This is a genomic window from Streptomyces sp. NBC_00285, assembly GCF_036174265.1.
Taxonomy (GTDB): Bacteria; Actinomycetota; Actinomycetes; order Streptomycetales; family Streptomycetaceae; genus Streptomyces.
The window spans coordinates 7,834,221-7,850,072 of sequence record NZ_CP108055.1 but is presented as its reverse complement, the minus strand read 5'-3'; the positions used below and the strand labels follow the sequence as shown (position 1 = coordinate 7,850,072).

The 15,852-nt window shown below is 70.7% G+C and carries 11 protein-coding genes; 3 read left to right on the top strand and 8 right to left on the bottom strand.

Annotation, left to right across the window (positions count from 1 at the left end):
* Positions 1 to 162: 162 nt before the first annotated feature.
* The 3 genes from OHT57_RS36215 (at position 163) to OHT57_RS36205 (ending at position 6,850) form a co-directional block, all read left to right on the top strand.
* Positions 163 to 5,112 (top strand): ATP-dependent helicase, encoded by a 4,950-nt coding sequence (locus OHT57_RS36215; RefSeq protein ID WP_328750977.1) that lies wholly within the window; start codon positions 163 to 165, stop codon positions 5,110 to 5,112.
* Between the two features lie 86 nt (positions 5,113 to 5,198).
* Positions 5,199 to 6,053, top strand: a complete 855-nt coding sequence (locus OHT57_RS36210; protein WP_328750976.1) for an Fpg/Nei family DNA glycosylase — start codon at positions 5,199 to 5,201, stop codon at positions 6,051 to 6,053.
* Positions 6,054 to 6,085: 32 nt separating this feature from the next.
* Entirely contained in the window at positions 6,086 to 6,850 is a 765-nt protein-coding gene (locus OHT57_RS36205) for an SDR family NAD(P)-dependent oxidoreductase (protein WP_328750975.1), read from the top strand.
* 323 nt (positions 6,851 to 7,173) lie between these two features.
* Here OHT57_RS36205 and OHT57_RS36200 read toward each other — a convergent pair whose 3' ends face one another.
* The 8 genes from OHT57_RS36200 to OHT57_RS36165 form a co-directional block, all read right to left on the bottom strand.
* Positions 7,174 to 7,464 carry a hypothetical protein gene (locus tag OHT57_RS36200; protein ID WP_328750974.1) on the bottom strand — a complete coding sequence of 97 codons (291 nt, stop codon included), beginning with the start codon at positions 7,462 to 7,464 and terminating at the stop codon, positions 7,174 to 7,176.
* Between the two features lie 205 nt (positions 7,465 to 7,669).
* Positions 7,670 to 8,050, bottom strand: coding sequence for a helix-turn-helix domain-containing protein (locus OHT57_RS36195; RefSeq protein WP_328750973.1), 381 nt, complete (start codon positions 8,048 to 8,050; stop codon positions 7,670 to 7,672).
* Positions 8,051 to 8,159: 109 nt separating this feature from the next.
* The gene (locus tag OHT57_RS36190) at positions 8,160 to 8,705 is read right to left on the bottom strand and encodes a CinA family protein (RefSeq protein ID WP_328750972.1); all 546 of its coding nucleotides are present in this window, start codon (positions 8,703 to 8,705) and stop codon (positions 8,160 to 8,162) included.
* On the bottom strand, positions 8,702 to 9,541 hold the full coding sequence (pgsA, locus tag OHT57_RS36185; RefSeq protein ID WP_328750971.1) for a CDP-diacylglycerol--glycerol-3-phosphate 3-phosphatidyltransferase: 840 nt from the start codon (positions 9,539 to 9,541) through the stop codon (positions 8,702 to 8,704). Before pgsA ends, OHT57_RS36190 begins: the two co-directional genes overlap by 4 nt.
* Positions 9,538 to 11,031 carry a 30S ribosomal protein S12 methylthiotransferase RimO gene (gene rimO / locus OHT57_RS36180; RefSeq protein WP_328750970.1) on the bottom strand — a complete coding sequence of 498 codons (1,494 nt, stop codon included), beginning with the start codon at positions 11,029 to 11,031 and terminating at the stop codon, positions 9,538 to 9,540. The genes pgsA and rimO overlap by 4 nt, the downstream gene beginning before the upstream one ends.
* 92 nt (positions 11,032 to 11,123) lie before the next feature.
* On the bottom strand, positions 11,124 to 11,960 hold the full coding sequence (locus OHT57_RS36175; RefSeq protein ID WP_328750969.1) for a helix-turn-helix domain-containing protein: 837 nt from the start codon (positions 11,958 to 11,960) through the stop codon (positions 11,124 to 11,126).
* A 245-nt stretch (positions 11,961 to 12,205) separates the two neighbouring features.
* Positions 12,206 to 14,911 (bottom strand): DNA translocase FtsK, encoded by a 2,706-nt coding sequence (locus tag OHT57_RS36170; RefSeq protein ID WP_328750968.1) that lies wholly within the window; start codon positions 14,909 to 14,911, stop codon positions 12,206 to 12,208.
* Positions 14,912 to 15,035: 124 nt separating this feature from the next.
* On the bottom strand, positions 15,036 to 15,716 hold the full coding sequence (locus OHT57_RS36165; protein ID WP_328750967.1) for a response regulator: 681 nt from the start codon (positions 15,714 to 15,716) through the stop codon (positions 15,036 to 15,038).
* Positions 15,717 to 15,852 lie beyond the last annotated feature (136 nt).

Here is a 15,852-nt window from a genome sequence, read left to right as displayed (position 1 = left end):
GCGCTGGGCGGGTCGTCGGGCGGTCTCGGCAACCCCGCCACCCCGTACCGGTCGAGGGACAGCGGCCGCCGGACCGGGAAGTGGCGCCCCCACCCCGACCCACTCGCCGGAGGCAACCCGCAGGTCAGGGCCATTGTCAGTGGCCGGGTGCAGGATGGACGCATGGTCAGCCCCGCTCACCGAGCCCTGAACGGCTTCTCCCCCGCGACCCGTGACTGGTTCACGGGGGCGTTCGACGCGCCCACCACAGCCCAGGCAGGCGCGTGGCAGGCCATCGCAGCGGGCTCGGACGTGCTGGTGGTGGCCCCCACCGGCTCCGGCAAGACCCTGGCCGCGTTCCTGGCCGCCCTGGACCAGCTCGCCTCCACACCCCCGCCCGCGGACCCCAAGAAGCGCTGCCGAGTCCTGTACGTCTCCCCCCTCAAGGCCCTCGCCGTGGACGTGGAGCGAAACCTGCGCAGTCCCCTCACCGGCATCCGCCAGGAATCCGTCCGCCTCGGCCTGCCCGAACCCGAGATCAAGGTGGGCATCCGTTCCGGCGACACCCCCGCCGCCGAGCGCCGAGCCCTCGCCACCCGCCCCCCGGACATCCTGATCACCACTCCGGAATCCCTGTTCCTGATGCTGACGTCCGCGGCCCGCGACGCCCTCACCGGCATCGAGACAGTGATCCTCGACGAAGTGCATGCCGTGGCCGGCACCAAGCGCGGCGCCCACCTGGCCCTCTCCCTGGAGCGCCTGGACGAAATCCTGCCGAGGCCCGCCCGCCGCATCGGCCTCTCCGCCACGGTCCGCCCGGTCGACGAGATCGCCCGCTATCTCTCCCCCCAGCGCAAGGCGGAGATCGTCCAGCCGAAGTCCGGCAAAGAATTCGACCTCTCGGTGGTCGTCCCGGTGGAGGACCTCGGCGAGCTGGGCGGCTCCCCGGTGGCCGACGGCTCCGAGAGCGCCGAGCGCCCCTCGATCTGGCCCCACGTCGAGGAGCGCATCGCCGACCTGGTCCAGTCCCACCGCTCCACGATCGTCTTCGCGAACTCCCGCCGCCTCGCGGAACGCCTCTGCAACCGCCTCAACGAGATCGCCTACGAACGTGCCACAGGCGTGCCCCTGGACGAACACCACGCCCCGGCCGAACTCATGGGCGGCTCCGGCGCGGCCCAGGGCGCTCCCCCGGTCATCGCCCGGGCCCACCACGGCTCGGTCTCCAAGGAACAGCGCGCCCTGGTCGAGGAGGACCTCAAAGCCGGCCGCCTCCCCGCCGTGGTCGCCACCTCCAGTCTCGAACTCGGTATCGACATGGGCGCGGTAGACCTCGTGATCCAGGTCGAGTCACCCCCTTCCGTGGCCTCCGGCCTGCAGCGAGTGGGCCGCGCGGGTCACCAGGTGGGCGCGGTCTCCACCGGCGTGGTCTTCCCCAAGTACCGAGGCGACCTGGTCCAGGCTGCGGTCGTCACGGAACGCATGCGCACCGGCTCCATCGAGTCCCTCAAGGTCCCCGCGAACCCCCTGGACGTCCTCGCCCAACAGCTCGTCGCGATGACGGCCATGGACACCTGGCAACTGGACGACCTCCTCGCCACGGTCCGGAGAGCGGCCCCCTTCGCCTCCCTTCCCGAGTCGGCGTTCACCGCGGTCCTCGACATGCTCGCCGGCCGCTACCCCTCCGACGCCTTCGCCGAACTGCGCCCCCGCGTGGTCTGGGACCGCATCGCCGGCACCATCACGGGCCGGCCCGGCGCCCAGCGCCTCGCCGTCACCTCCGGCGGCACCATTCCCGACCGCGGCCTCTTCGGCGTCTTCCTCGCCGGTTCCGACCCGAAGAAGGGCGGCGGAAGGGTCGGTGAGCTGGACGAGGAGATGGTCTACGAGTCACGCGTGGGGGACGTCTTCACGCTCGGCACCAGCTCCTGGCGCATCGAGGACATCACCCGCGACCGCGTCCTGGTCTCCCCCGCCCCCGGCGTCCCCGGCCGGCTCCCCTTCTGGAAGGGCGACCAGCTGGGCCGCCCCCTTGAACTGGGCCGCGCGGTGGGCGCGTTCCTCCGCGAGGTCGGCTCGCTCTCCAAGGAGGACGCCCGCCTGCGCCTCCTCGCCGCGGGCCTGGACGCATGGGCGTCGGACAACGTCCTGTCCTACCTCGACGAGCAGCGCGAGGCCTGCGGCCACATCCCGGACGACCGCACGATCGTCGTGGAGCGCTTCCGTGACGAACTCGGCGACTGGCGAGTCGTCGTCCACTCCCCTTTCGGCGCCCAGGTCCACGCCCCGTGGGCCCTCGCCCTCGGCGCCAAACTCTCCGAGCGCTACGGCATGGACGCCCAGGTCATGCACGCCGACGACGGCATCGTCCTACGGCTGCCCGACGCCGACCTGATGAGCCTGGACCTGCTCGACCGGGAACCCACCCGGACCGGCACGGAGTACGACACCGACCAGGCCCCCGTAGGCGCCGCGGACGTCGTCTTCGACAAGGGCGAGGTCGCCCAGCTGGTCACCGACCAGGTCGGCGGCTCGGCCCTGTTCGCCTCCCGCTTCCGCGAATGCGCCGCCCGCGCGCTCCTGCTCCCCCGTCGCAACCCGGGCAAGCGCGCCCCCCTGTGGCAGCAGCGCCAGCGGGCATCCCAACTGCTCCAGGTGGCGAGCGAGTTCGGCTCGTTCCCGATCGTCCTGGAGGCGGTCCGCGAATGCCTCCAGGACGTCTTCGACGTCCCCGGGCTCGTCGAGCTGATGGGCGACCTGGAGGCCCGCAAGGTCCGCCTCGTCGAGGTCACCACCCCCGAGCCCTCCCCCTTCGCCCGTTCCCTCCTTTTCGGCTACGTCGCCCAGTTCCTCTACGAGGGCGACTCACCCCTCGCCGAGCGCCGCGCGGCGGCCCTCTCGCTGGACTCGCGCCTGCTGGCCGAGCTGCTCGGCCAGGCGGAGCTCCGAGAGCTGCTCGACGCCGAGGTGCTGACCGAGCTGGAACGAGAGCTCCAGTGGCTCACCGAGGACCGCCGCGTCAAGGACGCCGAAGGCGTCGCGGACATCCTCCGCGTCCTCGGCCCGGTCACGGACGCCGAGCTGGCCGAGCGCGGCGCCGACCCGCAGTGGGCGCAGGACCTCGCCCGAGCCCGTCGTGCGATCAAGGTCCGTGTCGCCGGCGCCGACCACTGGGCGGCGATCGAGGACGCGGGCCGCCTGCGCGACGCACTCGGCACGGCACTGCCGGTCGGTGTCCCGGAGGCCTTCACCGAGCCGGTCAAGGATCCTCTCGGCGATCTGCTCGCCCGCCACGCCCGTACCCACGGCCCGTTCACCTCCGCGTCGGCCGCGACTCGCTTCGGTCTGGGCCCGGCGGTCACCGAGGGCGCGTTGCAGCGCCTCGCCGCGAGCGGGCGGGTCGTACAGGGTGAGTTCCACCCGGCGGGGATCGGCCAGGAGTGGTGCGACGCGACAGTGCTCCGTCGCCTGCGTCGCCGCTCCCTGGCCGCCCTGCGGCACGAACTCGAACCGGTGCCGCCACCAGCGCTGGCCCAGTTCCTCCCGCAGTGGCAGCACATCGGCAAGGGCCACTCCCTGCGCGGCATCGACGGACTGGTGCGCGCCGTCGAGCAGTTGCAGAGCGCATCCGTGCCCGCCTCCGCTCTGGAGAAGCTCGTCCTGCCGTCGCGCGTCGCGAACTACACCCCGGCCATGCTCGATGAACTCACCACCACCGGAGAGCTCGTGTGGGCCGGAGCGGGCGCACTCCCCGGCAAGGACGGCTGGGTCTCCCTGTACCTGGCGGACGCGGCCCCTCTTCTGCTGCCTCCGCCTCACCTCCTGGAGCTGACGGCACTGCACCAGTCCGTCCTGGACACCCTCTCCGGCGGCTACGGCCTGTTCTTCCGTCAGATCGCCGACCAGGTCCGTGCGACCACCCACCCCGACGCCACGGACCCCCAACTGGCCGACGCGGTATGGGACCTGGCCTGGTCCGGTCGGCTCACCAACGACACCCTCAGCCCCATGCGCTCCCTGCTGGGCTCCGGCCGCACCGCCGGTTCCACCGCCCATCGCGCCAAACGCACCATCCCGCGCGGCCGCTACGGCTCCCTCACCGCCGCGGCCCGCACCACCTCGCGCACCGGTCCCCCGACTGTCGCCGGCCGCTGGTCCCTGCTCCCCCAACGCGAACCCGACCCGACCGTGCGCGCCCACGCCTTGGCCCGCACACTCCTCGACCGACATGGAGTGGTCACCCGGGGAGCGGTCGCGGCGGAGGGCGTCGAGGGCGGCTTCTCGGCGACGTACCGCATCCTCTCCGCCTTCGAGGACAACGGCCAGGCCCGCCGCGGCTATGTGGTGGAAGGCCTCGGCGCCGCCCAGTTCGCGATGGACGGAGCAGTCGACCGCCTGCGGGCGGTGTCCACCGCCCGCGACAGGGGCGAGCCGGTGCCGGGCAGTGCCCCGGATGCCGCGGCCTGGAGCCCGGACAACCAAGCGGGCGCCAACGGCACTTTGGCCGAGGACTTCGACTGGACGGACGCCTTCGGCCCCTTCGACCCTTCCACCGAACAGAACACCCGCGAGACCGGCCAAAGCGCGGCCTCCGGAAACAACGGCTTCAGCAGCCCGGCCTCCCGGGACGAGTACATCTCGCCGCGCGACTACCCCAGGCCCGACGTCCAGAGCCCGTACGCCCACCCCACGCCCGGCTCTGGCCCTGGCTTCGGCAGCCGCAGGCACAACGCCTCGGACGCCTCCCGAGCCGTCGTCCTCGCCGCCGCCGACCCCGCCAACGCCTACGGTGCCGCGCTTCCCTGGCCCGACCCCCCGACCGAGGCCGGGCACAAGCCGGGCCGTAAGGCAGGCTCCCTGGTGGTCCTCGTCGACGGCGAGCTCACGCTCTACATGGAGCGAGGCGGCAAAACCCTCCTGGCCTGGCCCTCAACCCCCGACACCACCCCCACCGACGACCCCCGCCTGCACACGGCGGCCGAAGCCCTCGCGAAAGCCGCGAAGGCCGGCTCCCTCGGCACCGTCACGGTGGAACGCGTCAACGGCACCTCGGCCCTGACCTCCCCCATCGGCACCCTCCTGGAGACAGCAGGCTTCATCGCCACCCCCCGCGGCCTTCGACTACGCGCATGACGCGACACCAGATCCCCCCACCATGGCGAGGCCGAGACCGAACACACCGCACGCCCCCGCCCGCACCCCCATGCCACCCTTGACCCATGCCCGAAGGAGACACGGTCTGGCAGTCCGCGAGACGCCTGCACGACGCCCTCGCCGGCAAGGTGCTGACCCGTAGCGACCTCAGGGTGCCGAAATACGCCACAACCGACCTCACGGGCCGCAGAGTCCTCGATGTCACACCACGCGGCAAACACTTCCTCGCCCGTATCGAAGGCGGCCTCACTCTCCACTCCCACCTGCGCATGGACGGCTCCTGGAGGGTGTACGCCGACAGCCGGCGCTGGACCGGCGGCCCCACTCACCAGATCCGCGCGATCCTCGGCACCACCGACCGCACGGCCGTCGGCTACCGCCTCCCTGTCCTCGAACTCCTCCGCACCACCGACGAGGACAAGGCGGTCGGCCACCTGGGCCCCGACCTCCTGGGCCCGGACTGGGACCCCGAGCGCGCCCTCGTGAACCTCCTCCAGGACCCCACCCGCCCCCTCGGCGAGGCCCTCCTCGACCAGCGCAACCTCGCCGGCATCGGCAACATCTACAAGAGCGAGCTCTGCTTCCTGCTCGGCGCCACCCCCTGGCTCCCCATCGGCGCCCTCCCCGCGGACCGCGCCGCCCAGCTGCCCGCCATCGCCAAGAAGCTCCTGGAGGCCAACCGCGACCGCCCGGTACGCAACACGACGGGGCGTCGCGGCCAGGACCTGTTCGTGTACGGCCGCGCACCCCGCCCCTGCCTCCGCTGCCACACCTCGATCCGCTCCGCCGACCAGGGCGACGGCTCCCGCGAACGCCCCACGTACTGGTGCCCCCACTGCCAGACCGGCCCCGCCCCGAACCCACACCGCGGGGCACCCGGCGGAACACGCTCCAGAACCTCACGCCGTACGACTAATTGACGACCCGTCAGAAACGCTCGTACCGTCGCTCCATGGCCGTCAGCGCGTACGACCTCATCGGACGCACCGCGTTCGTCACCGGCGCAGCGAGCGGCATCGGCCGCGCGTCCGCCGTACTGCTCGCCGAGGCGGGCGCCACCGTGCACTGCGCGGACCGCGACGAACAGGGCCTGCACGAGACGGCGACCCTGATCAAGGGCGCAGGCGGCACGGCACAGACCCACCCCCTCGACGTCACCGACCGCGAGCAGCTGCGCCGGGCCGTCGCCTCCTGCGAGCGCCTGGACGTCCTGGCCGCGGTCGCCGGGATCATGCACAGCAGCCCGGTCCTGGAGACGAGGGACGAAGACCTGGACCGCGTCCTGAACGTCAACTTCAAAGGGGTGCTGTACGCCTGCCAGGAGGCGGCGCACCTGATGCTCGACCGCGGGACGAGGGGCAGCATCGTCACGATGGCCTCCGGCGCCGTGGACACCGGCGGCCCCGGGCTGCTCTGTTACGGCGCGGCCAAGGCAGCGGTGGTCCAGTTGACGAAGACCCTGGCCACCGAAGTGGGCCGCTACGGCATCCGGGTCAACGCTGTCGCCCCGGGCTGGATCCGCACCCCCATGACCGACCGCCATGACGAGCGGACGCAGGCCCACACCGAAGCGCTCATGTCCCGCCTGTCCCCCCTGAACCGGGTCGGCGAACCGGAGGACATCGCCCACGCCGTCCTCTACCTGGCCTCGGACGCCTCATCCTTCACAACCGGCCAGATCCTCCGCCCGAACGGCGGGGTGGCGATGCCCTGGTAGCCGATCCCCCTCCACCAATCACCCCACCGGCCGTCCCACCTCACCAGACCGACCCGCCCCTCCGGACCGCCCCCCTCCACCTGACCGGTTCAAATCCCCGTGTCCGACGGACGGACCCACTCGCCTAAATCACCCCGCCGACCGACCCGCGCCACCGGACAGGCCCCCTTCCGACCGACCCGCCCCACCAAGCCGGCCGACCCTCCCACCAGACCGGCCCACCCCACCAAACCGACCCTCCTCAGGGAACCGGCCCAGCGCACCGGACCGACCCCCTCCAGCCGACCGGTTCAAACCCCTCCGTCCGACCGACCCCACCGGATTCACCCCACCCCACCCGACCGACCCGCCCCACCAGACAGGCCGGCCCCCGCACTCCTCCCCCCGCTCCTCCCCACCCACCACGCCTGACGCCACCGCCCCGTGGCAACGGCTCCCGCGGCCCGCGCCTTCGGCACGCAGTGCACCGGCAGCAGGCTCAGCCCCCACCCGCCGGCCGCGACAGCCCCCTCGAGCACCCCGGCGTCCGGCGCCAGAAGCAGCCGCGCCATGGCCCACCACCAAAACACCCCGAGCCCCAGAGCCACCCCCCGGCGCACTGTCGGCCCCGCCATGCAGCCACCTCCAGCCCGGACGCTAGACCGCCGTCTCACTTGTCGGCAGGGCGCACCGAGGGCACACACGCACGCGGCACGATCACTGCTCCAAAATGCACGAAAACCCCGATCGGCGCCTCTCCAGATCACTCGGAGAAGCCCGTCCGGGGCCCCGCACACTTCTTTCAGCGCGCCGTCACCACATGGCGGCGCACACTCGGCATCACGCCGCTACGACATCCACCGCTTCGCTGGGCGCCTTGATGGTCACCCGTTCCGGTGGCACACCCTTCACGGAAACGGCACCCAGCATCGGGCGCACCGGAGCCGACACCGGCGCGCTCGGAGTGGCCGCAGCGGACTGGGCCAGCTCAGCGAGGGCGAGCTCGTCGCTCACTTCCCGCATGAGCTCGGACATCCGTACGTCCAGCGCGTCGCAGATCGCGGACAGGAGCTCGGAGGAAGCCTCCTTCTGCCCCCGCTCCACCTCGGAGAGATAGCCGAGTGAGACTCGGGCGGAGGAGGAGACTTCGCGCAGAGTACGGCCCTGGCGTTGGCGCTGCCGACGCAGCACGTCACCCAGCAGGCGACGGAGCAGAATCATCGGTGGCTCCCTCCTCGGACCGCGTAGCCGCATCCTTCACGCCCCACCGTACCGCCTTGCGCCGCGGCCGTGCGGGGAGCGATGTCGTGTTCACTCAGGGCTGCAAACATCAAAACCCCCCGTTCCGTTCCGTATCCTGTGCCCGCTCATTACCGGACTGTTCGCCCGCAAGCTCTTCCAGAAGCAGTGCAAGTACGCTCCGCACACTCTCCATACGAATTTCCGCGCGGTCGCCGTTCAACCGCAACGCGGTCACTTTCCCGCGACCGGTTCCCGCGGAAGCGCTCTCGGAGGGCCCGTCCACGGCCACGAAAACCGTTCCGACGGGTTTGCCGTCCTGCGGTTCCGGACCCGCGACCCCGGTGGTCGCGATGCCCCAGTCGGCACCGAGCGCCTTGCGTACGCCGGCCGCCATCTGGGCCGCGACCTGCGGATCCACCGCGCCTCGCTCGTGCAGCAGGGTGGCGTCGACACCCAGGACCTCGTGCTTCAGTTCGGTGGCGTAGGCGGTCACCGAACCCCTGAACGCCTGGGACGCCCCGGGAGCCGCTGTGATTTCCGCCGCAACCAGTCCGCCCGTGAGCGACTCGGCGACCGCGAGGGTCTGGCCCTTCACCGCGAGTAGTTGCACCACTCGAGCAGCCGGAGAATTCACGCTTCCGCCTCCTCCAACGCTGCTTTGCGCTCGGCGATTCCCTGCCTGCGCAGCACAATGGCCTGTCTCACATAGTCGAGTCCGGTCACGACGGTCAGGACGACCGCCACCACCATCACCCAGAACCTCGCCGTGGCCAGCCAGCCGGTCAGGGCCAGGATGTACATCCCTACGGCGATGCCCTGGCTGAGGGTCTTGAGCTTGCCGCCACGGCTCGCCGGGATCACGCCGTACCGGATGACGAGGAAACGCAGCAGGGTGATCCCCAGCTCCCTGCCGAGGACGACGATCGTCACCCACCACGGCAGGTCGCCGAGACCGGAGAGACAGATCAGCGCGGCCCCCATGATCGCCTTGTCGGCGATGGGGTCGGCGATCTTCCCGAAGTCGGTGACGAGGTCGTAGGCGCGAGCCAGGTGTCCGTCGAACAGGTCGGTGATCATGGCGACGGCGAAGGCCGCCCAGGCGAACGAGCGCCACGCCGGGTCGTACCCGCCGGCGGCCAGCATCAGGGCGACGAAGCCGGGCACGAGAAGCAGCCGGAGCATGGTCAGCAGGTTGGCGATGTTCCAGACACTGGCCTGGTTGACGGCAGCGGCCGCGATCTTCTTCCCACGCGCGGGCTTCGCTCCGGATTCGACCTCGGCGTCCGAAGCGACTCCGGTAACACCACTCACCACGGGGACGACGCTCGTCAGTGCCTCGGCAGCCGTACCGGAGACCAGGTTCGAAGGAGCGCTCGGCGCCGCGCCGGACGCGGTACCCGGGACCCCGCTCGCCGGTCCGCCCTTCGCGGCGGAGGGGCCACCCGCAGCGGACGCCGGAAGTCCGGTCATCTGCCCGCCTCCTCACTCCACGCGAGCGAGCCCTGGAGCGGCTCGGCCACCAGGTCGACACCTTCCGTACCGACCACCTTTGCCTCGACGATACGGCCGACGCTCAGACCTTCGCCGCTCGTGAGCAGCACCTGGCCGTCGGTCTCCGGCGCCTGGTGCGCTCCGCGGCCGTACACACCCTCGTCGTCCACCGACTCGACCAGCACGTGCACGGTCTCACCGACGCGCTCCTCGGCGCGCTGCGAGACGAGCTCCTCGGCGAGCCGGGAGATGTGCGCCAGCCGCTCGGCGACGACGTCCTCGTCCAGCTTGTTCTCGTACGTCGCGGCCTCGGTGCCCTCCTCGTCGGAGTACCCGAAGACGCCGATCGCGTCCAGGCGCGCGCCGTTCAGGAACCGCTCCAGCTCCGCGAGGTCGGCCTCGGTCTCGCCGGGGAAGCCCACGATGAAGTTGGAGCGCACGCCGGCCCCGGGAGCCTTGCCTCGGACGGTGTCGAGAAGCTCCAGGAAGCGGTCGGTGTCGCCGAAGCGGCGCATCGCGCGCAGCACGCCGGGGGCGGAGTGCTGGAAGGACAGGTCGAAGTACGGCATCACCTTAGGCGTGGACGTCAGCACGTCGATCAGGCCGGGCCGCATCTCGGCGGGCTGGAGGTAGCTGACGCGCACCCGTTCGAGACCGTCGATCGCGGCGAGCTCGGGCAGCAGGGATTCCAGCAGGCGGATGTCACCGAGGTCCTTGCCGTACGACGTGTTGTTCTCGGAGACCAGCATGACCTCCTTGACTCCCTGCTCGGCCAGCCAGCGCGTCTCGTTCAGGACGTCCGACGGCCGGCGCGAGATGAAGGAACCGCGGAAAGACGGGATGGCGCAGAAGGAGCAGCGCCGGTCGCAGCCGGAGGCGAGCTTCACCGAGGCGACCGGTGCACCGTCCAGGCGGCGGCGCAGGGGCGCACGGGGGCCGGAGGCCGGAGCGAGCCCTTCCGGGAGATCGGCGGGAGGCTGTGCCTCCTGCGCGGCCGGTCCGTGTCCGGGCAGGGCGACTGTCGCGGCCGACTCCTGACGCTGGGCCGGGCTGATCGGCAGCAGCTTGCGGCGGTCACGTGGGGTGTGCGAGGCGTGGACGCCGCCGCTGAGGATCGTCTGGAGCCGGTCGGAGATGTCCGCGTAGTCGTCGAAGCCGAGCACTCCGTCGGCCTCGGGGAGGGCCTCGGCGAGGTTCTTGCCGTACCGCTCGGCCATGCAGCCCACCGCCACGACGGCCTGGGTTCTGCCGTGCCCCTTGAGGTCGTTCGCCTCCAGGAGGGCGTCGACGGAGTCCTTCTTGGCGGCCTCGACGAAGCCACAGGTGTTGACGACGGCGACGTCCGCGTCCGCGGCGTCCTCCACGAGATCCCAGCCGTCCGCCTCCAAACGGCCTGCGAGCTCCTCCGAGTCCACCTCGTTACGGGCGCAGCCAAGGGTGACGAGTGCGACGGTACGGCGTTCAGGCATGGGCTCAAGACTACTTCGTCCCACTGACACCCCACGTCGACGGGGTTGACCGACCGTGGCCAACCCCGCGGGAACGAAAACCGAACAGGTCGCTAGCCGACCTGCGGGTCACCCTTCGTGTACGTCAGGCGCTCCACGGCGCCCGGCTGCCAGTCGTCGTCGATCTTCTTGCCGTTCACATAGAGCTGGATCGCCCCGGCGTCGCCGAGGACGAGATTGACCTTCTCACTGTCCTGGAAGGTCTTGGTGTCGCCCTGCTGGAGCAGCCCGTCGAAGAGGGTCCGGCCGTTGTGGTCCTTGGCGAGGATCCAGCTCTTTCCGTCGGCGGCGCTGATCTGCACGGTGACCTTGTCCTGGGGTGCCGCCGCGATGGCACTGTCGGACGGCGTCGGCTTCGGGTCCTTGGTGGTCTTGTCGGACTTGGGCGTGGGCGACTTGGTCACGGCGGGCGTGGTGCCGTCGGCGACCTGCGTCGTCCCGCCGTCGTCCCCGCCCTTGAAGGCGGTGAACCCGACGAAGCCGACCACGGCGACGATGGCGGCGACCATGGCCGCGGTCCAGTTGGGTCCGCGCCGCTCGGGACGGATGCGTTCCGCCTCGAACAGCGGAGCGGCCGGGGTCGGGGCGGGACGGCCTCCGCCGTGGTCGGCGGAGAACTGCTCCATGAGGGGGGCCGAATCCAGGCGGACGGCCTTGGCCAGGGTCCTGATGTGACCCCGGGCGTACACATCGCCGCCACAGGCGGCGAAGTCGTCCGCCTCGATGGCATGCACGATGGCGATACGGACCCTGGTGGCGTTGCTGACGTCGTCAACGGTCAGCCCTGCCGTGATCCGCGCCTGTTTGAGGGCCTGACCGACGGAGAGGCGGGCTTCCTGTCGGTCGTCTTCGAACGGACGCTCGTCTTCAGGGGAGTTGCCGATGGACACGGGGGCGCCTTTCGAGCGTTTAAGCCACCTGTGCTGGAGGTTCAGTCTAGGGGGGGTGCGAAAGGGTGGGGCAAGCGGGCGGTAGGACTTTGTACGCCATCGGAATGGCCGGACAGGCCGATGACGGGGCAGCGGCTTTCCGCTTCCCTCAACTTGACGTACGCCGAAGGGAAACGGTTGCTCAATGATCCCTTACGGGTGAGTCACAATCGAACATCGGTGGCCGCACCCGCTCCGGGCTCCCCTCAAGCCTCCCCGCGGATCACCGCGAGCACTCCGTCCAGCTCGTCAGCCTTCACAAGAACATCACGAGCCTTGGACCCCTCGCTCGGTCCGACGATCCCGCGGGACTCCATCAGGTCCATCAGCCGCCCCGCCTTCGCGAAGCCGACCCGGAGCTTGCGCTGGAGCATGGAGGTCGACCCGAACTGCGTGGAGACGACCAGTTCGGCCGCCTGGCACAGCAGGTCGAGGTCGTCGCCGATCTCCTCGTCGATCTCCTTCTTCTGCTTGGTGCCCACGACCACGTCGTCCCGGAAGACCGGCGCCATCTGGTCCTTGCAGTGCTGGACGACCGCCGCGACCTCGTCCTCGGTCACGAAGGCGCCCTGCATACGGGTGGGCTTGTTGGCCCCCATCGGCAGGAAGAGCCCGTCGCCCTTGCCGATCAGCTTCTCGGCGCCGGGCTGATCGAGGATGACGCGCGAGTCGGCGAGCGAGGAGGTGGCGAAGGCGAGCCGCGAGGGCACGTTCGCCTTGATCAGCCCGGTGACGACGTCCACCGAGGGACGCTGCGTCGCGAGCACCAGGTGGATGCCGGCCGCTCGCGCGAGCTGCGTGATGCGCACGATCGAGTCCTCGACGTCCCGTGGCGCGACCATCATCAGGTCGGCGAGCTCATCGACGATCACCAGCAGATACGGATAGGTCTTGAGCTCCCGCTCGCTGCCCTCCGGCGTCTTGAGCTTGCCGTCGCGGATGGCCTGGTTGAAGTCGTCGATGTGCCGGTACCCGAACGCCGCCAGGTCGTCGTAGCGCAGATCCATCTCCCGTACGACCCACTGGAGCGACTCCGCGGCCCGCTTCGGGTTGGTGATGATCGGCGTGATCAGGTGCGGGATGCCCTCGTAGGCGGTCAGCTCCACGCGCTTGGGGTCGACGAGCACCATGCGCACGTCCTCAGGGGTCGCGCGCACCATGACGGAAGTGATCAAGCAGTTAATGCACGACGACTTACCGGAACCGGTGGCTCCGGCGACGAGCACGTGGGGCATCTTCGCCAGGTTGGCCATCACATAGCCGCCCTCGACGTCCTTGCCGAGCGCGACCAGCATGGGGTGGTCGTCCTCGGCGGCCGCCGCGAGCCGAAGCACGTCACCCAGGTTGACCATCTCGCGGTCGGTGTTCGGGATCTCGATGCCGACCGCGGACTTGCCGGGGATCGGGCTGATGATCCGTACATCCGGGCTGGCGACGGCGTAGGCGATGTTCTTGGCCAGCGCGGTGATCCGCTCGACCTTCACGGCGGGGCCGAGCTCGACCTCGTAGCGCGTGACGGTCGGCCCGCGTGTGAAGCCGGTGACCGCGGCGTCGACCTTGAACTCCGTGAAGACGTTCGTCAGTGAGGCGACGACGGCGTCGTTGGCCGCGCTGCGCGCCTTGCCGGGGCCGCCGCGTTCGAGGAGGTCGAGCGAGGGCAGCGAGTAGGTGATGTCGCCGGACAGCTGGAGCTGCTCGGCGCGCGGAGGCAGTTCACTGGGCGCCTCGGGAGCGGGCTTGGTGAGATCGGCGACCTCGACCTTGAGCTTCTCCTGCTTGGGCCGCGCGGCCGGGACCGGCGAGGGTACCGGGGTCGTCTCCACCCGGTCCCCCACCCTGACGCCCTGGGTGAGGTCGGCGACTAGCGGAGAGGGCGGCAGACCGTGCATGACGACGCCGTCCAGGTCCGCCGCGGCGGCCGCAGCGATGTCCACGGCGTCCATCTGCCGGTCCATCGCGGGCTGCGGCACAGCGGAGCGCCTGGGGCGGCCACGACGCCGGGAGAGCGCGTCCTGCTCCGCGCCGTCGGGGTCGTACGACTCGGGGGCGGTGCCGCGCCTGGCGCCGCGCGGGGGCAGTGCCTCACGCCACTGGTCGTCGTAGCGCTCGTCGTCCCCGGTGAACTCGTCCTCGGCCGGGTCGTGGACGATCCCGAGCCGCACGCCGAGCTCCCGCAGCCGCCGCGGGATGGCGTTGACCGGGGTGGCCGTGACGACGAGCAGCCCGAAGACCGTCAGCAGGACGAGAAGCGGTACGGCGAGGACCTCGCCCATGGTGTACGTCAGCGGGGTCGCCGCTCCCCAGCCGATGAGGCCGCCGGCATCCCTTATCGCCTGCATGCCGTCGCTACGGGCGGGCGAGCCGCAGGCGATGTGGACCTGGCCGAGCACGCCGATGACGAGGGCCGACAGACCGATCACGATCCGGCCGTTGGCCTCGGGCTTCTCGGGGTGCCGGATGAACCGGACGGCGATGACCGCGAGCAGTATCGGTACGAGCAGGTCGAGCCGCCCGAAGGCGCCGGTCACGATGATCTCGACGAGGTCGCCGACCGGGCCCCGGAGGTTCGACCAGGTTCCGGCGGCGACGATCAGGCCGAGGCCGAGCAGCAGAAGTGCCACGCCGTCCTTCCGGTGCGCGGGATCGAGGTTCTTCGCACCCTGCCCTATCCCGCGGAACACCGCGCCCACGGCATGGGCGAGGCCGAGCCAGAGGGCCCGGATGAGGCGGAGGATGCCACCGGTCGGGCTGGGCGCCGGCTTCGGCGGTACCGCCTTCTTCGCCGCGGCCTTCCGGGCGGGCGCCTTCTTGGCTGGTGCTTTCCTCGCGACGGCCTTCTTCGCCGGACCCTTCGCGAGGGCGGCAGCCTTCTTCGCGGGCTGCTTCTTGGCTGCGGAGGGACGTGAGGCCATGGGTGTGAGATTACCGGTGGAGACGACCGGGGACACGTGTGCCCACTGCTTCACCCGTTCGTGTCGCTCCTGGGGAGGTGCCGAGCTGACGCAGGCTCACCCGCGAGGACGCCTACGCCACACGTCAGTTCTGCGAGGGCATCGCGGGAGAATTTCCGGTTCCGGGCTCCAGCGCGTCCAGCGCCCGCCGCAGTCCCGTGAGTTTGCGTTCGAGATGGGCCGCGGTGGCCACCGCGGCCGCGTCCGCGGAGTCGTCATCCAGTTGTTTGGACAGTGCCTCCGCCTGTTCCTCGACAGCGGCCAGCCGCGCGGACAACTCGGCGAGCAGCCCTGCCGGTTCCTTCGTGTCCCCGATCGCCGCCTTGCCGCCGCCCTCCAACTGGAGCCGCAGCAGCGCCGCCTGCTCCCGAAGCTGGCAGTTCTTCATGTAGAGCTCGACGAAGACCGAGACCTTCGCGCGCAGCACCCACGGGTCGAACGGCTTGGAGATGTAGTCCACCGCGCCCGCCGCGTACCCGCGGAAGGTGTGATGCGGACCGTGGTTGATCGCAGTGAGGAAGATGATCGGGATGTCCCGGGTCCGCTCCCGCCGTTTGATGTGTGCCGCGGTCTCGAAACCGTCCATGCCGGGCATCTGGACGTCCAGCAGAATGACCGCGAAGTCGTCCGTGAGCAGCGCCTTGAGCGCTTCCTCCCCGGACGATGCCCGCACCAGTGTCTGATCGAGCGCGGAGAGGATGGCCTCCAGCGCCAGCAGATTCTCCGGCCGGTCATCGACCAGGAGGATCTTGGCCTTCTGCACCATGGCCCGCCCTCCTCGCCCCGGATGTGCACCGGGTGCCGCCCCTGGGGACGACTGCCTCTCGCCGCCCGTCCTTGTGCCGGTCATCGTAGCCGCACCCTGTCTGTCGCCACACCCTGTCACCGTGATGTCACTGTGC